Source organism: Mycolicibacterium insubricum, from assembly GCF_010731615.1.
Lineage (GTDB): Bacteria > Actinomycetota > Actinomycetes > Mycobacteriales > Mycobacteriaceae > Mycobacterium > Mycobacterium insubricum.
The window spans coordinates 4,291,533-4,310,139 of the sequence record NZ_AP022618.1 but is presented as its reverse complement, the minus strand read 5'-3'; the positions used below and the strand labels follow the sequence as shown (position 1 = coordinate 4,310,139).

The 18,607-nt window shown below is 70.3% G+C and carries 17 protein-coding genes and 1 riboswitch; of the genes, 7 read left to right on the top strand and 10 right to left on the bottom strand.

Translation table 11 applies throughout. The features are described from left to right. Positions 1–42 precede the first annotated feature (42 nt). Entirely contained in the window at positions 43–1,188 is a 1,146-nt protein-coding gene (locus G6N16_RS20250; protein WP_083031170.1) for a transglycosylase family protein, read from the bottom strand. Between the two features lie 8 nt (positions 1,189–1,196). Further along, positions 1,197–1,394, bottom strand: a riboswitch (cyclic di-AMP (ydaO/yuaA leader). 436 nt (positions 1,395–1,830) lie between these two features. Between G6N16_RS20250 and G6N16_RS20245 the strand changes: the two genes are divergently transcribed. After that, positions 1,831–2,256 (top strand): cold-shock protein, encoded by a 426-nt coding sequence (locus G6N16_RS20245; RefSeq protein WP_083031169.1) that lies wholly within the window; start codon positions 1,831–1,833, stop codon positions 2,254–2,256. A gap of 198 nt (positions 2,257–2,454) precedes the next feature. Here G6N16_RS20245 and G6N16_RS20240 read toward each other — a convergent pair whose 3' ends face one another. Continuing rightward, complete coding sequence (locus G6N16_RS20240) at positions 2,455–2,964, bottom strand: DUF2771 family protein (RefSeq protein WP_083031168.1); 510 nt, start codon at positions 2,962–2,964, stop codon at positions 2,455–2,457. Then, the gene (locus G6N16_RS20235; protein WP_083031167.1) at positions 2,961–4,697 is read right to left on the bottom strand and encodes an MFS transporter; all 1,737 of its coding nucleotides are present in this window, start codon (positions 4,695–4,697) and stop codon (positions 2,961–2,963) included. Before G6N16_RS20235 ends, G6N16_RS20240 begins: the two co-directional genes overlap by 4 nt. An 85-nt stretch (positions 4,698–4,782) precedes the next feature. Between G6N16_RS20235 and G6N16_RS20230 the strand changes: the two genes are divergently transcribed. Then, positions 4,783–5,583 carry a DUF3027 domain-containing protein gene (locus tag G6N16_RS20230; RefSeq protein ID WP_083031201.1) on the top strand — a complete coding sequence of 267 codons (801 nt, stop codon included), beginning with the start codon at positions 4,783–4,785 and terminating at the stop codon, positions 5,581–5,583. Here G6N16_RS20230 and G6N16_RS20225 read toward each other — a convergent pair. The 6 genes from G6N16_RS20225 to serC form a co-directional block, all read right to left on the bottom strand. Then, positions 5,561–6,016 (bottom strand): SRPBCC family protein, encoded by a 456-nt coding sequence (locus G6N16_RS20225; protein WP_083031166.1) that lies wholly within the window; start codon positions 6,014–6,016, stop codon positions 5,561–5,563. The genes G6N16_RS20230 and G6N16_RS20225 overlap by 23 nt on opposite strands. 42 nt (positions 6,017–6,058) lie before the next feature. Next, positions 6,059–6,316 (bottom strand): DUF2530 domain-containing protein, encoded by a 258-nt coding sequence (locus G6N16_RS20220; protein ID WP_083031165.1) that lies wholly within the window; start codon positions 6,314–6,316, stop codon positions 6,059–6,061. Between the two features lie 62 nt (positions 6,317–6,378). Continuing rightward, on the bottom strand, positions 6,379–6,672 hold the full coding sequence (locus G6N16_RS20215; RefSeq protein WP_083031164.1) for a DUF2537 domain-containing protein: 294 nt from the start codon (positions 6,670–6,672) through the stop codon (positions 6,379–6,381). Further along, positions 6,669–7,490: a TrmH family RNA methyltransferase gene (locus tag G6N16_RS20210; RefSeq protein ID WP_110810854.1), complete on the bottom strand. Its 822-nt coding sequence runs from the start codon at positions 7,488–7,490 to the stop codon at positions 6,669–6,671. Before G6N16_RS20210 ends, G6N16_RS20215 begins: the two co-directional genes overlap by 4 nt. Positions 7,491–7,641: 151 nt before the next feature. Further along, on the bottom strand, positions 7,642–8,505 hold the full coding sequence (gene sepH, locus G6N16_RS20205; protein WP_083031200.1) for a septation protein SepH: 864 nt from the start codon (positions 8,503–8,505) through the stop codon (positions 7,642–7,644). A 76-nt stretch (positions 8,506–8,581) separates the two neighbouring features. Next, positions 8,582–9,700, bottom strand: coding sequence for a phosphoserine transaminase (gene serC / locus G6N16_RS20200; RefSeq protein WP_083031162.1), 1,119 nt, complete (start codon positions 9,698–9,700; stop codon positions 8,582–8,584). 222 nt (positions 9,701–9,922) lie between these two features. Between serC and G6N16_RS20195 the strand changes: the two genes are divergently transcribed. Together G6N16_RS20195 and G6N16_RS20190 are read left to right on the top strand one after the other, a co-directional pair. Beyond that, positions 9,923–10,981, top strand: a complete 1,059-nt coding sequence (locus G6N16_RS20195) for an AurF N-oxygenase family protein (protein ID WP_083031161.1) — start codon at positions 9,923–9,925, stop codon at positions 10,979–10,981. A gap of 7 nt (positions 10,982–10,988) precedes the next feature. Then, positions 10,989–12,629 (top strand): 4Fe-4S binding protein, encoded by a 1,641-nt coding sequence (locus G6N16_RS20190; RefSeq protein ID WP_083031160.1) that lies wholly within the window; start codon positions 10,989–10,991, stop codon positions 12,627–12,629. A gap of 754 nt (positions 12,630–13,383) precedes the next feature. Here G6N16_RS20190 and G6N16_RS20185 read toward each other — a convergent pair. Then, positions 13,384–14,418, bottom strand: coding sequence for an NHL repeat-containing protein (locus tag G6N16_RS20185; protein WP_133052935.1), 1,035 nt, complete (start codon positions 14,416–14,418; stop codon positions 13,384–13,386). A 183-nt stretch (positions 14,419–14,601) separates the two neighbouring features. Here G6N16_RS20185 and G6N16_RS20180 point away from each other — a divergent pair, with 183 nt between their 5' ends. From G6N16_RS20180 to G6N16_RS20170, 3 genes are read left to right on the top strand one after another with little or no spacing between them, the layout of a single operon-like run. After that, positions 14,602–16,419, top strand: coding sequence for a serine/threonine-protein kinase PknD (locus tag G6N16_RS20180; RefSeq protein WP_083031157.1), 1,818 nt, complete (start codon positions 14,602–14,604; stop codon positions 16,417–16,419). 53 nt (positions 16,420–16,472) lie between these two features. Beyond that, positions 16,473–17,108, top strand: coding sequence for a pyridoxamine 5'-phosphate oxidase (gene pdxH / locus G6N16_RS20175; protein WP_083031156.1), 636 nt, complete (start codon positions 16,473–16,475; stop codon positions 17,106–17,108). Continuing rightward, complete coding sequence (locus G6N16_RS20170; RefSeq protein ID WP_083031154.1) at positions 17,105–18,370, top strand: MFS transporter; 1,266 nt, start codon at positions 17,105–17,107, stop codon at positions 18,368–18,370. Before pdxH ends, G6N16_RS20170 begins: the two co-directional genes overlap by 4 nt. Positions 18,371–18,607 lie beyond the last annotated feature (237 nt).

Below are 18,607 nucleotides of genomic sequence, written 5' to 3'. Positions count from 1 at the left end.
CCGGCCCCGCAGATCTGCGGGGCCGGACTTTCTCGATCGGGTTCAGGAGGCCGTGACGGTCTCCGGGGCGATGGCCGCACCCGACACCGGGGCGTTCGGGTCGACCGGGCCGTTGCCGACCGGCGCGGGGCCGGCGAGGGACCGCTGGCTCAGCGCGAGCAGCATGTCGTTGCCGCTGATCTCCTGGGTCTGCACGGCGTGCCACAGCTCCCGGACGTAGGTCAGGTTCGGGTGCGCGGAATCCGTGCCCGGCTCGGTGGTGGTGCCGGGGGGCAGGTTCTGCGGGCTGGACAGGTGCGGGACGCCCTCGGTGGCCGGGGCCGCCGCGGGGGTGTCGGCGGTGTCCGCGGCCGGGGCCAGCGGAGCGTCGGCGTGCAGCGCCCAGGACTGCGGGGCGTCGGCGGCCGGGTCCGCGAAGGTCCACTCGGAAGCGGGCTGCGCGTCGGCGATCGGGGCCTCGTTGGAGGCGTCGACGACGGCCGACTCGGGCGCCGGGGCGTCCGGTGCCGGAGCGTCGGGAGCCGGGGCATCCAGGGCCGGGGCCTCCGGGGCGTCGAGCGCCGGGGCTTCGGGAGCCGGAGCGGCCTCGGGGGCGATGAAGTCGGCCGGGGCCTCCGGTGCGTCCGGGGCAGGAGCGTCCGGGGCGGGGGCGTCGAGCGCCGGCGCTTCGGGGGCCGCGTCGTGTGCGACGAAGTCCGCCGGGGCATCGGGGGCCGGAGCCTCCGGAGCCGGGGTGTCGAAGGACACCGCGGTGGCGTTCACGTCGCCACCGTCGATCGGGGCGTCAGCGGGCTTGGGGGCCTCGCGGACCACGTTGCGGGGGGTGGCGCCGGACAGACCGCGTCCGCACACCGGCCAGGCGCCGCGGCCCTGAGAGGCCAGCACGCGCTCGGCGATGGCGATCTGCTGATCCTTGGTGGCCAGGTTGGCGGCCGGGGCGAACTCGCCGCCGCCATGTCCACGCCAGGTGCTGGAGGAGAACTGCAGTCCGCCCTGGTAGCCGTTGCCGGTGTTGATGGCCCAGTTGCCGCCGGACTCGCAGCGGGCTACCTGATCCCACTCGCTGTCCGGGGCTGCATTGGCCACCGAGGCCAAGGTGAGACCGCCGCCGGCCAGCGCCACGCCGGTGACGGCGATCTTGGCGACGCTCTTGGCCGAGGATGTGGGCTTGCGATGCCGTCCGCTCATGGTCGTGCAGTTCCTCTCGTCATGCGCGCCCACGAGGTCAGCTGTCGGGTTCGGGCTGGAGAGGCTGCCCGGCCGGCATCATGGCCGCAGGGTATCCCCGCGGGTACTACGTCGGCTTCACCCCAAGAGGCCCACTGGGCCTCAGGTCCGTATCGGTGGACCGGTTGGGTCCCCCGTCTCCATCCACAGGTTGGTGTGGCCCCCACTCGGCGGATGGAGCTCGGCGCGGCCGGGTTGGGGCGAGCCTGCCGGTCAACGACGACCAACGGGCACGAAAGGAGACGGTAACGGGTCCCAGTTATCCCGTCACGTCGTCGTGTGATCGGCGTTTCGGCCTCCAGCAAACTTTAAGAGGGTATTAAAACGCCACTTCGGACCCGCGTTCCCGCAGGACTTTCCTCACAGGTTTCGAGTGTTGGACATTTTGTGACCGGATCGTTATGTGAGGTAAATCACGTCGAGATCGGCCGGTTGGCGGATAGACCGGTGGATTTGTGGGTATCCGTGGGCCCGCTGGACAAGTGGATGCCGCTTTGCCACCGGGCCGAGTAGGATCGGCGGCAGTGGCGTCTCGCGCAGGCGAGGCGTTTTCTCATGTACAGGCCACCGCCGGTGGCCGCGAGTTTGAGCGGGTGAACGACAGTGCCGACCGGCAAGGTGAAGTGGTACAGCGCGGAGAAGGGCTTCGGCTTCGTGGCGCAGGAAGAGGGCGAGGACGTCTACGTCCCGTCTTCGGCGCTGCCCGCGGGCGTGACGGACCTCAAGGCCGGCCAGCGCGTGGAGTTCGGCATCGCCTCGGGCCGTCGCGGCCCGCAGGCGCTGCAGGTGACCCTGCTGGGGGATCCGCCGAGCCTGGCCAAAACCCGTCGGGAGGCTCCCCGCCGCGAGGGCGGCCCGGCCGAGCACAAGCACACCCCCGACGAGCTGCACGGCATGGTCGAGGACATGATCACGCTGCTGGAGGGCACCGTGCAGCCCGAGCTGCGCAAGGGCCGCTACCCGGACCGCAAGATCGCCCGCCGGGTCTCCGAGGTGGTCAAGGCCGTCGCCCGCGAGCTCGACGCCTAATCCGTTCGGCGATCCGCGGCTGGGCGAGTCGACGGCCGTCGGTAGTGCACTGAGCGTGGTTTTCGCGTCGGGAGTGCACTGAGCGTGGCGTTTTCGCCCGAATCGGGGCTTTCCAGCGAGCTCACCGCACTGCCGATCCGGAAACCGCGGCTGAGCGCACTCTCGACGCCGTAAACCACGCTTAGCTTCCTTCCCGGCTCAGTTGGCGGCGGTGGCCTTCTCGTCGGGCCAGACGGCGTTGACGGTCCATTCGGCGTAGTAGCGGCCGGCGGGATCGGGCAACCCGACGACGAAATACTGCAGTCTGCCGCGCAGCGGGTCGACGGTCGGGATCGTCAGTGCGCGTGACTGGTCGTCCGGGTGTGGGCCTTCGACATCGCTGATCTCGTAGCTCAGATTCACCCGCCACGGCCCTCTCGCCAGCTCTTCGGGCACCGACAGCTGCACCGCATTGTCCGCGTCGACGACCAGCGTGCCGCTGTTCCCGGGCTCGACGCAGTCGTCGTCGGCGATGAGGATGGTCTTGCCCTCGACCCGCGGCGTGCAGTACAGGTACGGCCCGACCCGGACGGTTTCACCGCGCGAGTACGCGCTGATCTCCGGGTACTGCGGACCCTGGTGCCTGGCGAACCGCCAGACCAGCAGGCCCTCCCCGATGGAGGCCAGCACCAGCGCGCATCCGGCCAGCACGGCCACCCAGCGTTTCATCGGTAACTCCCAGCAGTCGGGTCCGGTTTGTTTGCGGACGGTCCCGGCTTCGGTCCGGCTCCGCCGGCACTCGCTTCGCTCGCGCCAACTCCGCCTACCCTCGCCGAACCGTCCTCAGATCCCACCATGACTGGCCGGTTGCCGCCGAATCCGGGGATCAGCGATCCGCCCTCGAAGCTGACGATGGTCTGCGCCAGCCCGAGGATCAGCAGGGCGCTGATCGCGGTGAAACCCACCGTCCACTCGGTGTAGACGAGCACGCCGAGCGCCCCGCCGAGCACCCAGGCCAACTGCAGCACCGACTCACTGCGGCCGAACGCCGAGGCCCGGGACCGCTCCGGCAGGTCGTGCTGCAGCGACGCGTCCAGCGAGGCCTTGGCGATGGCGCTGGCGCCGGAGGTGATCATCGTGGCGGCGGCGACGACGGGCAGGCTGCCGGCCACCGCGGCGGCCAGCGCCATCGCGGTGACGGCCATCGTCGCCCGGACCACCAGCATCGCCGGGCGGCCCAGTTTGAGCCGCGCGGCGGTGAAGTTGCCGATGAAGTTCCCGATGCCCGCTGCGGCGCCGATGACACCCAGGATGGCCAGCTGCTCCCAGCCGCCGTCGCCCTGCTGCCTGGCGACGAACGCCGGGTACAGGAACAGAAAGCCCACCATCGCCTTGATGGTGCAGTTGCCCCACAGCGACGTGATGATGTTGCGGCCCATCGGCTGCCGCTCGTCCTCGGCTTCGGTGAGCGGATGCGGATGACGACGCAGCGGATTGGAATCGTCGTGGTAGCTCAGGGTGGTGGGCACCTCGCCGGCGGTGACCTCCACCCAGCTGGGTATGCGCATGGACAGCGCGGCGCCGGCCAGCGTCACGATCAGCACCACCAGCAGGGCGCCGGGCAGCTCGAACAGGGTGGTGCAGACGTACTCGATGGCCGCGGCGATCCCGCCGCCGACGATGGTGCCGCCGATCAGGCCGAACATGGTCAATCGGGAATTGACCCGGACCAGGTCGATGTTCGGTGGCATCACCCGTGGCGTGACCGCGCTGCGCAGCACCGAGAACGATTTCGACAGCACCATCATGCCCAGCGCCGCCGGATAGAGCACCCACGACGGGAAGCTGCCGGTGGCGCCGTCGTAGTTGGCGATCAGCAGCAGTGCCAGCAGCGTGCGCAGCCCGAACGACACCGCCAGCGCGACCCTGCGGCCGTGCTGCAGCCGGTCCAGCGCCGGGCCGATCACCGGGGCGATCACCGCGAAGGGGGCGATGGTGATCAGCAGGTACAGCGCCACCCGGCTCTTGGACTCGCCGGTCGCCGCGGCGAAGAACAACGTGTTAGCCAATGCGACGGCCATCGCGGCGTCAACGGCGAAGTTCGCCACCACCGGCCAGGTCAGCGCGGTCAGCCCGGACTTGTCGGCCCCGTCGGCGGTGGCCGCGCGCTGCACCATGCCGTACATCCGGTAACCCATCTCGCGGCTGCGCATGGCGGCCGACCGGGCGGTGCCGCCGACCCGGTCGCCGTCGCGCGGCTCGGGCGGGCGTTCGTCGTCCTGGCCGCGGTGATGGGAGGTCCAGTCGTCGTCGAGCGGGGGCAGATAACGGTTGCCCGCCGACGAGCCGGGCCTCGGCTGGGCCGGATCCCTCGGTTCCGTCGGGTAGTTGGCCATGCCCGGGTGTTCGCCGCGTGACGGACGATCACGACGTTGTTGGGACACCCCAGGATTGTCCCTCATGCGCGGTGGTGGTGACGGCAGCGGCAGGCCGGACGGCCACCGGTGTGGATAACCGGCGTCCGGATCGGGCAAGATGGACGGCGATATGAACAGCGTCAGCGAAGCGGTGGAGCCGCTGGTCCCGGTCGATACGCCCGAGCCCGACCCGGTCCTTGTCGAGGAACTGCGGGCGATGCTGCTGGGTGCCGTCGAATCCGCCCGCACCGCGGTGCAGGAGTGCGGCGGCACCGTCGGCGACTACCTCGGTGCCGACTTCGAGGACGCCAGCTCGGCCACGCACCGCTTCACGGCCACGGTTGCCGGCTACAGCGGCTGGGAATGGGCCGTCGTGGTGGCCGGCTATCCCGGCGCCGGGCACGTCACCGTCAGCGAGGTCGTGCTGGTCCCGGGACCCGACGCGCTGCTCGCCCCGCCCTGGCTGCCGTGGGAGGAGCGAGTGGTTCCCGGTGACCTGAGCCCGGGCGACCTGCTGGCCTCCCCGCCGGACGACCCGCGTCTGGTGCCCGGCTACACCCTCTCGGGGGACCCGGGTGTCGACGAGTCCGCACCGGAGATCGGCCTGGGCCGGCGCCGGGTGCTCAGCCTGTGGGGCCGCGTGGAGGCCGCCGAACGCTGGCACGACGGTGAGTTCGGGCCCGAGTCGGCGATGGCGCGGGCCACCAAGCGGCACTGCCGCGACTGCGGTTATCTGGTGAACCTGTCCGGCTCGCTGGGCCGGCTGTTCGGCGTCTGCGCCAACGAACTGGCCGCCGACGGCCGGGTGGTCGACTTCGGCTACGGCTGCGGCGCGCACTCGGACACCCCGCCGGCGCCGCTGATCGGGTCGCCGGCGTATGACCCCTACGACGACGGGGTCGTCGAGGTCATCGCTCCGCCGCGGCCTTGATCCGGGCCAGCGAGGTGTTCATCCCCTCGACCAGCTCCACCTCGAAATCGTCGGTGCCGCCCAGCACGTTGTCGGTCAGCACCCGCGACACCGTGCTCACCATGCCGTTGGGCGCACGCCGGGACTCGACCAGCCGGGTGCCGGTCTTTGTGGCCTCCAGCTCGTAGCTCCAGGTGGTGCCGTTGGCGTCGACCTTGAAAGCCAGCTTGCGGTCCGGCTCCACCTCGGTGACCGTGCAGGTCGTCGGCCAGAACAGCATCCCGCGGCGGTTCATGTTGAAGGTGCGGGTACCGGGCTTGACCGCGCCGAGCGGCTTCATCAGCCGGCACTGAGGGCTCCACTCGGGCATCCGCTTGAAGTCCGAGATCAGCGCCCACACCTTCGACGGCGGGGCGGCGATGTCGATCTGGGCCTGCAGGAGTTCGGCAGCCATGGGTGTCTCCGTTCTGGTGGGTTTTCGGGACGATCAGGGGGTTTAGCTCAGGCCGGTCTGGGCGCCGCGAGCACCCCGGCGGGCGGCGCTGCGCTGCCACAGGAAGATGCCGGTGCCCAGCACGCCGACGCCGAGGCCGGCCAGCGTGACCGGCCGCCAGGTCGCGCACGCGTCGATGGTGAAGGCGGCGATGGTCGCCAGCAGCCAGAGCATGGCGCCGACGGCGACCATCGGCACCGGGTCCAGCAGCGCCGCCGGTAGCGGCGGTGGCTGGACGGCTTCTCGGGCTGCAGCGGACATCGTCGGCAACTCTACCCATCGGTAAGTTGCGGCACGCGGTTTAGGTGCCGGTGTGGGGTCGGCTAGAGACTTCCGGTGGCGCCGCCGGCTAGCAGGATCAGCCAGCCTACGGCGACGCCGACGGTCAGCCCGGGCACCAGCCAGCGCAGCACCGGGGTGTGACGCCAGCCCCATACCGTCGGCGCCAGACCGCCGACGGCCACCAGGTTCAGGCCCACCGCGAGCAACGGATGCACCCGGATCAGTCCGATGCCGAGCACCACCACCGCGATGCCGGTGGCCGTCGCGACGAATGCCGCCACCGTCAGTCCGGTTCCCCACGGGGTGGGCCCGTCGCCGGGGTGTCGATCGGTCACGGCGCCACCCTAACGCGCTCGTAGAAGGCCAGGGCGGCGGCGGTCGCCACGTTCAGCGAATCGGTGCCGCGCGACATCGGGATGCGCACCCGCAGGTCGGCGGCCCGCAGTGCGGTCTCGGTCAGCCCCGGCCCCTCGGCGCCGACGAGGATCGCCACCCGGGCATCGGCGGCCCGGGTCATCGCCTCGGCCAGCGACACGGACCGGGGTCCCGGGGTCATGGCCAGCACGGTGAACCCGTGCTCGGCCAGCATCCGCAGACCTATCGGCCAGGCCGGGGTCCGGGCGAACGGCACCAGCAGCGCATGCCCCATGGAGACCCGCACGGCGCGGCGATACAGCGGATCGGCGCAGCCGGGGCCGAACAACACCGCGTCGACACCCAGACCGGCGGCGTTGCGGAAGATCGAGCCAAGGTTCTCGTGGTCGTTTACCCCCTCGAGCACGGCCACCGTCCTCGCGGCGGCCAGCAGATCGGCCGGATCCAGCTCCCGGGTACGACGGGCGGCGGCCAGCACCCCGCGGTTGAGGTGGAAGCCGACCACCTCGGCCATCACCTCGGCGCTGGTCCGGAAATAGGGCAGGTCCACCCGGCCGGCGGCGGTCAGCGCCGGCGTCAGTTCGGTGAGGCGACGGTCGGTTCCCAACAGGGCGTGCGGGGCGAAGCGGGAGGCCAGCATGCGCTCGGCGACCAGCACGCCCTCGGCGATCACCAGGCCCTTGCCGCCCGGCAGGTCGGGACGACGGTCGACGCTGTTGAGGTCGCGGAAGTCGTCCAGCCGCGGATCGGCCGGATCATCGATGTCGACGACGAGGATTTCGGGCGGGCAGGGCACTTGAGACAACCTACCGACGGGGGTTCTCGTGCCCATCAGCCGTCGGGCCGGTACGTAAGTGGTCGGTCACTCGGCACGACGGGGTCGAATGACCAGTTGCGTACGCCGAAGCGGGCGATCTGGTTGCCGGCGGTCAGCGCTCGCTGCCGGAACGCACGCCCAGCAGGACGTCCTCCCAGCCGGGAACCGTCGGGTGGGCGCGGCCGCGACTGCGGTGCTTGGGGGCCTCGGGTTCGGGTTCGGGCGCAACCGGCGTCGCAGCCGTCGCGGGAGGGGCTGCCGGGGCCTGGGCCACAGCAGCCGGCTTCTGGGCGGTGGGCTTCGGCACGGCCGGGGCCTTCGGAGCCGGTGTGGCCCTGAAGTCCAATTGCGCGACGGCGGCCAGCGGGCGCAGCGGGCGGGTGGACGACGGGTCGATCAGCTCGGCGGCGGTGTCGTCGATCGCGGTCACGGTGCCGCCGTGCGAGCCGGGCGAATACCGGAAGTGCGCGACGTTCTCCGAGCGGCCGGCCTGCCAGGCCAGCTGTACGGTCCACCGGCCGTCCTCGTTGCGCCACGCGTCCCAGACCAGGTTCTCCGGGTTGAGCCCGCGGCCGATCAGGGTGCCCGACACCGTCTCCAGCAGGGTCAGCACCGACGGCCCGTCGTCGAGCATCGGATGGGCGGCGGTGGCCAGCTCGGCCGCCCGGGCCCGCTCCAGCAACACCGGGTCGGCGAACCGCTGGATCCGGTGGATGTCGCCGCCGCACAGGGCGACCAGCTGCTCCACCGACGCTCCCGCCCGGATCCGGGCCTGGATGTCGCGCGGGCGCAGCAGGTTGGGTTCGATCTCGATCTCGGTCTGACCGGCCTTGGCCTGCTCGCCACGCACCGCCGCGCGCAGCTGCTCGTTGAGCGGCAGCCTGAACTTGTCCGGGGCGTCGGCACTGTGCTGGTCGATCTCGCAGATCACGTTCCGGCCGGTGACGTCGAGTCCGACAACCTTCAGATCCCGCATCCCGGCCTCCCTGCCCACGTTGAGCGCAGCCTAGTTGAGTAACGGATCGATAACCGGGAGGACACGCGGGACCGGGTCAGAGCCGTTCGACGACCCAGTCCACGCACGCCGTGAGGGCGCTGACGTCGTCGGGGTCGATCGCCGGGAACATCGCCACCCGCAGCTGGTTGCGGCCCAGCTTGCGGTACGGCTCGGTGTCGACGATCCCGTTGGCGCGCAGGATCTTCGCGACGGCCGCGGCGTCGACCGCGTCGTCCAAGTCGATGGTGCCGACCACCTGGGAGCGCAGCGCCGGGTCCGTGACGAACGGGGTCGCGAACGACGAGGCCTCGGCCCATCCGTAGAGCCGCGAGGCCGAATCGGCGGTCCGGGCGGTCGCCCAGTCCAGGCCGCCGTTGCCGTTGAGCCAGTCCAGCTGCTCGGCCATCAGCAGCAGGGTCGCGATGGCCGGGGTGTTGTAGGTCTGGTTCTTCAGGCTGTTGTCGACGGCGACCGGCAGCGACAGGAACTCCGGCACCCAGCGCCCGGAGTCCTTGATCTCGGCCACCCGGTCCAGCGCCGCCGGGCTCATCACCGCCAGCCACAGGCCGCCGTCGCTGGCGAAGTTCTTCTGCGGCGCGAAGTAATAGGCGTCGACGGCGGTGATGTCCACCGGCAGGCCGCCCGCGCCGGAGGTGGCGTCGATCAGCACCAGCTTTCCGTCGGAGCCCGACGGGCGACTGACCGGTACCGCGACGCCGGTCGAGGTTTCGTTGTGCGCCCAGGCGATGACGTCGACGGCAGGGTCCGATTGCGGCGCGGGCGCGCTGCCGACCTCGGCGGAGACGACGATCGGGTCGCCGACGAACGGGTTGCCGGCTACCGCCGAGGCGAATTTCGCGCTGAACTCGCCGTAGGTGAGGTGCAGCGAGCGGTCCCGGACCAGGCCGAAGGCGGCGGCGTCCCAGAACGCGGTGGCGCCACCGTTGCCCAGGATCACCTGGTAGCCCTCGGGCACCGAGAACAACTCGCGGACCCCGTCGCGCACCCGGCCGACCAGGTTCTTCACCGGGGCCTGGCGGTGTGAGGTGCCGAACAGTGCCGCGCCCTTGTCCACCAGGGCGCTCAGCTGCTCGGGGCGGACCTTCGAGGGGCCGCAGCCGAATCTGCCGTCGGCCGGCTTGAGGTCAGTGGGGATGGTCAGTGCGTCAGCCATGCCCCACAGCGTAGTGGCAGGTCGACGGCCGGTTTGCGGCGCCCGGGGGCGGTAACCATACCCGATGTGACGCGCATCACCACAGCGTAGAATGGGGCCGTACGTCATGGTGGCTGAAGGCCATTTCGGGCTGGGAGAAATGCGGTACCTGCGGTACCGTCACACAATCCAACGCCCCATTGGCCAACGCCCCATTGGCTGCCTCACAGGAGGTCACAGAAGATGGCACGCACGAAGATGGTCCGCCGCTGGCGCCGGAACATGGAAGTACGTGACGACCGTCCGTACGTCGAACGGCTGCAAACCCTGTCCGAGGGTTCGGTCAACCGGCACTTCAATCCGTACCAGGACATCGAGTGGGACGACCCGCAGTTCGAGGTCTTTCCCAACGATCCACGTTGGGTGCTGACCAACAGCGACCCCATCGGCCGCCACCCCTGGTATCGGGCGCAGCCGCTGGAGAAGCAGATCGCCATCGGCATGTGGCGCCAGGCCAACGTCGCCAAGGTCGGCCTGCACTTCGAGTCGATCCTGATCCGCGGCCTCATGGGGTACGCGTTCTGGTTGCCGAACGGTTCCCCGGAATACCGCTACTGTCTGCACGAATCCGTCGAGGAGTGCAACCACACCCTGATGTTCCAGGAGATGGTGAACCACATCGGGGCGGATGTGCCGGGCATGCCGCGCATGCTCAAGTGGGTCTCGCCGCTCATTCCGCTGTTCGCCGTGCCGACGCCGCTGCTGTTCTTCTTCGGTGTGCTCGCCGGCGAGGAGCCGATCGATCACCTGCAGAAGGCCATCCTGCGCGAGGGCAAGGAACTGCACCCGATCATGGAGCGGGTGATGGCGATCCACGTCGCAGAGGAAGCCCGCCATATCTCCTTCGCCCACGAGTACCTGCGCAAGCGGGTGCCGGCGCTGCGCCGCCGGCCGCGCTTCCTGTTGTCGCTGGCGGTACCGCTGACCATGCGGATCCTGTGCTCGGCGATCGTCAAGCCGCCGAAAGCCTTCTGGCGTGAATTCGACATTCCCCGCGAGGTGAAGAAGGACATCTTCTTCAAGTCTCCGGAGGCCCGGCAGATGCTCTCCGACGTGTTCGGCGACGTCCGGATGCTGTGCCACGACACCGGCCTGATGAACCCGTTGGCCCGGTTGGTGTGGAAGATGTGCCGGATCAGCGGCAGCGCGTCGCGGTACCGCAGCGAACCGAATCGGACCCATCTGACCATCGCCGAGCGTCCGCTGGCGGCCGAACGCGCCGTCGAATCGGTCCCCGCCTAGGAACCCGATGCCCCACGTCATCACCCAGTCGTGCTGCAGCGACGGGTCGTGTGTCTACGCGTGCCCGGTGAACTGCATCCACCCCACTCCCGACGAGGCGGGGTTCGCCACGGCGGAAATGCTCTACGTCGACCCGGATGCCTGCGTCGACTGCGGCGCCTGCGTCAGTGCCTGCCCGGTCGGGGCGATCGTGCCCGACAGCAGGCTGGTCACCGAGCAGCTGCCGTTCGTCGAGCTCAACGCCGCGTTCTACCCGGACCGGCACGGCAAGAAGCTGCCGCCGACGTCGAAGCTGGCCCCGGTGCCCCCGGCGCCGGAGATCCAGCGCGGCGGCGGGCCGCTGACCGTCGCCATCGTCGGGTCCGGACCGGCCGCCATGTACGCCGCCGACGAGCTGCTGACCCAGCACGGCGTGCACGTCAACATGTTCGAGAAGCTGCCCACCCCGTACGGGCTGGTGCGCGCCGGCGTCGCGCCCGACCACCAGCACACCAAGCAGATCACCCGGCTGTTCGACCGGATCGCCGAGCAGCGCGGCTTCCGCTTCTTCCTGAACGTGACGATCGGCACGCACCTGAGCCACGACGACCTGCTGGCCCACCACCACGCGGTGCTCTACGCCGTCGGCGCGCCCAACGACCGGCGCCTGGACATCGACGGCATGGACCGCCCCGGCGTGCACACCGCGACCGAGCTGGTCGCCTGGTACAACGGGCACCCGGATTTCACCGACGTGCCCGTCGACCTGTCCGGTGATCGGATGGTGATCGTCGGCAACGGCAACGTGGCGCTGGACGTCGCCCGGATCCTGACCGCCGACCCCGACGAACTGGCCCGCACCGACATCGCCGATCACGCACTGGCCGCGCTGCGGGACTCCCGGGTCCGCGAGGTCGTCATCGCCGCCCGTCGCGGGCCGGCGGAGTCCGCGTTCACTCTGCCCGAGCTGATCGGCCTGACCGCGCACCGCACCGTCGTCCTCGACGACGGCGACCAGGCGCTGGTGACCGAGGCGCTGGCCGGCGAGCACGATGCGCTGACCCGCAACAAACTGGACATCCTGAGCACGCTCGGTGCTTCCGGCGTCGGGAAACGCATCCGGCTGGCCTACCGGCTCACCCCGTCGCGGGTCACCGACGACGGCGTGGAGTTCGTCCGCACCGGCACCGAGGAGACGGTGCACATCGAGGCCGGGCTACTGGCGACCTCGATCGGCTATCACGGCAAGGCCATCGCCGACCTGCCGTTCGACGAGGCGGCCGGTGTGGTGCCCAACGACGACGGACGGGTCCTCGGTGCACCGGGGAGCTATGTGGCGGGTTGGATCAAGCGCGGACCGACCGGCTTCATCGGCACCAACAAGACCTGCGCGCAGCACACTGTGCACCAACTGGTCGCCGACTTCAACGCCGGGCTGCTGTCGGATCCCGTCGGGCGCCACGGCGCGCTGGAACGCCTGGTCGCCCAGCGTCAGCCCGAGCATGTGGATCTCGTCGGCTGGCATGCCATCAACGCCGCCGAGATCGCCCGCGGCGGAGGTGTGCGACCGCGCGACAAGTTCACCCGGGTGAACTCCATGCTGGCCGTCGCCGCCCAGGCTCCCCGGCCCACCCTGCGCGACCGGGTCCGCGAGGCGCTGCGGGTCTGAGCGCTGCGGGCACCAGGTGCGGTGGGTCAGTCCCAGCGCAGGAAGGTGAACTCGTCGGGCAGATTCGACGCGTTCAGGTTCTTCGGGGTCGCGCCGGCCTCGGTCCCGGTAGATGTCCTCGAGATGGTTGCCGATGATCGGGGAGCTGTGGTCGACGTCCACCGCGTAGTAGAAGTTTCCGGTGCGGTCGAAGCCGATGGCATAGGTCGACGGTTCGGAATGGTTGCGGTCGTCGGTGACCCCGGTGAACGTTCCATTGGCGTCGATCCAGCCCGCGGATCCGGACTGGGTGACGGCGAGTTTGGACAGATCGGGGGATGCCGCGAGGTCTGGGACGAGCACCGTGTCGGTCCCCTGGGCGGTCTTGAATCTCGTTACCTGCGAATAGCTTCCGGTGTCGGTATTGGCCACCTGCATGCTCAGTGGCACCGAGGCGGCCACCACGATTGCAACCGCGCCGACGACCAAGGTCTTCTGGCGCCCCGTCCGCTTTGATCGGGTCACCGATACCGCTGCGGCGATGGCGATCAGGCCGAGCGCGACGAGTCCGGGCCAGGTGTGGTCCAGTTTCACCTGCGCGGCCACCAGCGCCGCGGTGACGACCGCGACGGCCACGCCGACGGCGATCGACCAGGTCTTGAGCCACCCGGATCCGGCCGTGGCGGCCGGGGGTGGCTGCTGCGATGGCGGGTGTTGCGGCGGGGGTGGCAGGTGTGGCGGAACGGTAATGACCGGATCATTCCGGGGATCGCTGCTAGTGGTTGAATCCTTTGTCCAGCTTGAGGACCCGGTTGTTGCCGGTGTCGGCCACGTAAAGGTTCCCCTGGTCGTCGGCGGCCACCCCGGTGGGGTCGTTGAGCCCGGCGAACGGCAGGATGCTCTGGGTTCCGGTGTGGGTGGTCGGGTTCATGGTGAGTTTGACGACGCGGTTGTTTCCGCTGTCGGTGACGTACACCGAGCCCTGCCAGTCCACCGCGACGCCGTGCGGATTGTTCAGGCCGGTGAATCCCAGCACCGTCTGCACCTCGGTGTTGGCGTCGGTGTGTGAGACCAGCAGCACCCGGTTGTTGCCGCTGTCGACGACCACCGGGCCGTCGGGCAGCGCGGAGATGCCGTCGGGGTTGTTCAATCCGGTGAACGGCACCGCCTCCGGCGTATTCCGGCCGGACGACCACCGCAGCACCCGGTTGTTGCCGGTGTCGACGACGTAGTAGGCGCCGCCGCCGGCGTAGACGCCGTGCGGATTCTGTAGGCCGGTGAATGGGCCGGACCACTCGCGGCTGGAACCTGACGCTGTCCACGGCGGCGTCGGCGCCGAGGACCGGTCGGAAGACCAGAGCACCCGGGTGCCGCCGCCGTCGCTCACGAACAGGTTGCCGTTGTCGTTCGAAACGCTCTGCGGCGCATTGAGTCCGGTGAAGGACAAAAGCGTCTGGGTGGGTGACTGCTCGGCGAGTTTGACGACGCGGTTGTTGGCGCTGTCGACGACGATCACGCCGCTACCGACGGCGACGCCGAGTGGGTGGTCCAACCCGGCGAAGGGCAGCACCGTGGCGGAGCCGGCTGCCGTGGAAGCGCCGGTGGCGGTGGTTGTCGTTGTGGCCGTGGCAGATTCCGTGCCGGCAGCCGTCGTGGCGGGCCCTCCGGTCGGGCCGGCCGCCGAGGTTGCGGCGGAGGTGGCCGACGGCGACGACGTGTCGTCGTGCTGGCAGCCGGCGACTGCGGGTGCCACGGCGACGGTGAGTGCGGTAATCGCCAAAGCCAATGCTCGCGGTGCATGTTTCGGCATGTACGCACTCCCGCCCTCTGCGCAGTGAAGAGCTTGAAAATACGCCGACGCAATGGGAATCGCCTGCCGGATTGCTGTCATATCGCTGCCAGCGGGATACGGTCGACGCTGTGGTAAACCGGCGCGACCGGGCAGGCGAATCGGTAGCATGACGGCCGTCGTCGGTCGAGAAAGGCCTGGCCCGTGAAAGAAGTCGCCTTCGGGCGCTACCGGTTGCTGTCGGTGATCGGCCAGGGCGGCATGGGGACGGTCTACCGGGCTCACGACACAGTCATCGACCGGGACATCGCGATCAAGGTGCTTTCGGCGGAACTGGCCGGCGAACCCGGGTATGCCGACCGGTTCCGCCGCGAGGCCCGTGTCGCCGCGCGGCTGGCCGAACCGCACATCATCCCGATCTACGACACCGGCGAAATCGACGGGCAGCTCTACCTGACGATGCCCGTCGTCGACGGAACCGACGTGGCCGAACTGCTCGACCGGCGCGGGCCGATGAGCCCCGAACGTGCCGTGCACATCGTCGACCAGCTCGCGTCGGCACTGGACACCGCGCACGCCGCGGGCCTGGTGCACCGGGACGTCAAGCCGTCCAACATCCTGGTGACCGGCAATGACTTCGCCTACCTCATCGACTTCGGCATCGCCCACGATACCGGCGCCACCGGAAAGCTCACCCGCACCGGCTTCGTGGTGGGCACCTGGGCGTATATGGCGCCGGAGCGGTTCACCGGCGGTGCCGCCGGCCCCGGCATCGACGTGTATGCGCTGACCTGTGTGCTTTACGAATGCCTCACCGGGTCCCAGCCGTATCCGGGCGACAGCTTGGAACAACAGTTCAACGGGCACTACGCGCTTGCCCCGCCCGAACCTAGTCCGCTCAATCCGACTGTGCCCCAGGGATTCAGCTCGGTGATCGCCCGGGGGATGGCAAAGGATCCGGCGCGCCGCTATCGCAGTGCGCGCGAACTCGTCACCGCGGCGAGGAATGCGACGCACGACGCGGTACCCCGACGCCCCGGCACCCCGACGCCGGCCGGCTCGACGGTGCCGGCGCCGCAGCCCGACACCGTCGCGGCCGCGCGACGGCGCCGCCGGTGGCCGGTGCTGGCCGGGACCGCCGCGCTGCTGGCCGCCGCCGCAGGCGCCGGTTTGCTCATCCGAGCGCAACCACAACCCCGGGCACCGGCGGTTTCCGGCCAAACCGGAGCCGCCCAGGCGCCTACCGGGCCGCAGCCACCCGCGACCGCGCGGCAGACCGATGCCACGGTGCTGCCGATCACCGGACTCGCGCAGCCCGACGGTCTTGCGGTGGACCGCGCGGGCACCCTCTATGTGGCCGACCGCGGCAACAACCGGGTGCTGCAACTTCGGCGATCCGATTCGGGCGCAACCCAATTGCCGGTGTCCGGACTGTCCGGTCCGGCCGGCGTCGCTCTCGGCGCCGACGGTGCCGTCTACGTAAGCAATATCGGGAACAACCTGCTGCTGAAATTCGACCCGGGCGCGACCAGCACCGTGCAGCTGCCGGTCACGACCCTGCAGCAACCCCGGGCCGTCGCGGCCGACACCGCCGACGATATCTACCTTCTGGACGATTCCGATCACATCCAGAAGCTGGCGGCAGGCTCGACCGAGACCACCACCGTCGGCCGGGGCGGGCTGAAGAACCCGTCCGGTATCGCCGTCGACGCCGCGGGTGACGTCTTCGTGGCCGACACCGGCAACAACCGGGTGCTGGAGGTGGCCGCCCATTCCGGCACCGAGACGCCCCTGGCGTTCGGCGCTCTGGCCGGGCCCACCTGCGTGGCCGTGGACGGTGCCGGCACCGTGTACGTCGCCGACACCGGCAACAACCGGGTGCTGAAACTCCCCGCCGGTGCGACCGCTCCCACCACACTGAGCGCCACCGGGCTGGCCGGTCCCACCGGCATCGCGGTCGACACCGCCGGTGATGTCTACGTCGCCGACGCCGGAAATAACCGGGTGCTCCGCTTGCGGTAGCAACGGTAACCTCATCGCCCGTGACCGGAACGGACGACGACAGGCTCGCCGCAATGCGGGTGGAGTACGGCTCGGCGGAAAAGGATGCCAGCGCCGACCTGGACGTCACCTGGCTCGCCGACGGCTGGCTCGCGCTGCTGCACCGCTGGGTCGCCGACGCACAGGAGGCCGGCATCGCCGAACCGAACGCGATGGTGCTGGGCACCGTCGAGGACGGGCGCCCGGTCACCCGCTCGGTGCTGTGCAAGAGCATCGATGAGAACGGCGTGACCTTCTACACCAACTACGACTCGGCCAAGGGCGGTCAGCTCGCCGTGACGCCGTACGCCTCGGTCACCTTCCCGTGGTACGCCCTGGGCCGCCAGGTACACATCCGGGGGCCGGTGGCGAAGGTCAGCCGCGCCGAGACCGAGCAGTACTGGGCGCAGCGCCCGCGCGGCGCGCAGCTGGGTGCCTGGGCGTCGGCGCAGTCCCAACCCATCGATTCCCGGGCGGCCCTGGTAGGCCGGCTCACCGAGGCCGCCGAGCGGTTCGCCGACACCGAACAGATTCCCGCACCGCCGCATTGGGGCGGCTACCGGATCGCGCCCGAGGTCGTCGAGTTCTGGCAGGGCCGGGAAAACCGGGTGCACAACAGGATCCGGGTGCGCCTCGGGCCGGTCGTGCGCGTCGAGCGCCTGCAGCCGTGAGCCGGCTGTTCGCCGACACCACCCCGCTGCGGGTACCGGATTTCCGGCGGCTGTGGTGGGCGGGCGTGCCGACGGTGATCGGCGCGAACCTCACCATCTTCGCGGTGCCGGTGCAGGTCTATGCGCTGACCGGCAGCTCCGCCTACGTCGGGCTGTCCGGGGTGTTCGCGCTGGTGCCGCTGGTGGTGTTCGGGCTGTGGGGCGGCGCCCTGGCCGACGCCATGGACCGCCGGCTGCTGCTGATCATCGCCTCGGTCGGCCTGGCGCTGGCCTCGCTGGGGTTGTGGGCCCAGGCCGCACTGGGCCTGAACAACGTCTGGGCGGTGCTGGGCATGCTGTCGGTGCAGCAGGCGTTCTACGCCATCAACGCGCCGACCCGCGCCGCGGCCATCCCGCGGATGCTGCCCGAGGAGCAGCTGGCCAGCGCCAACGCGCTGAATATGACGGTCACCCAGTTCGGCGCCATCGTCGGGCCGCTGCTGGCCGGGATCCTGCTGGGCTGGCTGGATCTGGCCACCCTCTACCTGGTGGACGCCCTGACCTGCGTGGCGCCCATCTGGGCCACCTGGCGGCTGGCGCCGATGCCGGTGATCGCCGCGGTCGCCGGCGCGGCCCGCTGGGGGCTGACCGCGGTGCTCGACGGCTTCCGCTACCTGGTGGGCAACACCGTGGTGCTGATGTCCTTCGTCGTCGACCTGATCGCGATGATCTTCGGCATGCCGCGGGCACTGTTCCCGCAGATGGCCCACGAGAGTTTCGGCGGCCCGATAGAGGGCGGCATGACCATGGCGCTGCTGGCCGCGGCGATGTCGGTCGGTGCGGTGCTCGGCGGGGTGTTCTCCGGCTGGCTGCCGCACATCCGGCGCCAGGGTCTGGTGGTGGTGATCTCCATCGTGGTGTGGGGCCTGGCCATGTGCGGGTTCGGGCTGGCCGGCGGGCTGGCCGGCGGCTCGGTCGGCCCGGCGCTGTGGGTGGCGCTGGCGATGCTGGCCGTCGGTGGGGCCGCCGACATGATCTCGGCGGCGCTGCGCTCGACGATCCTGCAGCAGGCGGCCTCCGACGATCTGCGCGGTCGGTTGCAGGGGGTGTTCCTGGTGGTGGTGGCCGGTGGGCCGCGGATCGCCGACGTCGTGCACGGTGGCGCCGCGGCGCTGGTCGGCACCACCGTCGCCGCGGCCGGCGGCGGCGCGTTGGTGGTCCTCGGCGTGCTCGTCGCCGCGCTGATCGTCCCGGCCTTCGTGCGTTACCGGGTGGTTCGGTGAGGCTCGGTGGAGGTGGCGCGAGCGGAGCGAGTGCCGGCGGAGCCGAGGGGAAACCGGGACCATCCGCGATCGGACCGGGTGGTTCGGTGAGGCTCGGTGGAGGTGGCGCGAGCGGAGCGAGTGCCGGCGGAGCCGAGGGGAAACCGGGACCATCCGCGATCGGACCGGGTGGTTCGGTGACGGGGTAGCGGCGGACCGCCGCGGCGGTGCAAGTTCCCGACAAGTAACCCCACGCAG

What these genes read in the sequence shown, in the direction of transcription:
- G6N16_RS20185 (WP_133052935.1), bottom strand. Translation starts at nt 14,418, where the DNA reads ATGCCGAAACATGCACCGCGAGCATTGGCTTTGGCGATTACCGCACTC.
- G6N16_RS20225 (WP_083031166.1), bottom strand. Translation starts at nt 6,016, where the DNA reads ATGGCTGCCGAACTCCTGCAGGCCCAGATCGACATCGCCGCCCCGCCG.
- G6N16_RS20250 (WP_083031170.1), bottom strand. Translation starts at nt 1,188, where the DNA reads ATGAGCGGACGGCATCGCAAGCCCACATCCTCGGCCAAGAGCGTCGCC.
- G6N16_RS20240 (WP_083031168.1), bottom strand. Translation starts at nt 2,964, where the DNA reads ATGAAACGCTGGGTGGCCGTGCTGGCCGGATGCGCGCTGGTGCTGGCC.
- G6N16_RS20220 (WP_083031165.1), bottom strand. Translation starts at nt 6,316, where the DNA reads ATGTCCGCTGCAGCCCGAGAAGCCGTCCAGCCACCGCCGCTACCGGCG.
- G6N16_RS20230 (WP_083031201.1), top strand. Translation starts at nt 4,783, where the DNA reads ATGAACAGCGTCAGCGAAGCGGTGGAGCCGCTGGTCCCGGTCGATACG.
- serC (WP_083031162.1), bottom strand. Translation starts at nt 9,700, where the DNA reads ATGGCTGACGCACTGACCATCCCCACTGACCTCAAGCCGGCCGACGGC.
- sepH (WP_083031200.1), bottom strand. Translation starts at nt 8,505, where the DNA reads ATGCGGGATCTGAAGGTTGTCGGACTCGACGTCACCGGCCGGAACGTG.
- pdxH (WP_083031156.1), top strand. Translation starts at nt 16,473, where the DNA reads ATGCGGGTGGAGTACGGCTCGGCGGAAAAGGATGCCAGCGCCGACCTG.
- G6N16_RS20235 (WP_083031167.1), bottom strand. Translation starts at nt 4,697, where the DNA reads ATGAGGGACAATCCTGGGGTGTCCCAACAACGTCGTGATCGTCCGTCA.
- G6N16_RS20190 (WP_083031160.1), top strand. Translation starts at nt 10,989, where the DNA reads ATGCCCCACGTCATCACCCAGTCGTGCTGCAGCGACGGGTCGTGTGTC.
- G6N16_RS20195 (WP_083031161.1), top strand. Translation starts at nt 9,923, where the DNA reads ATGGCACGCACGAAGATGGTCCGCCGCTGGCGCCGGAACATGGAAGTA.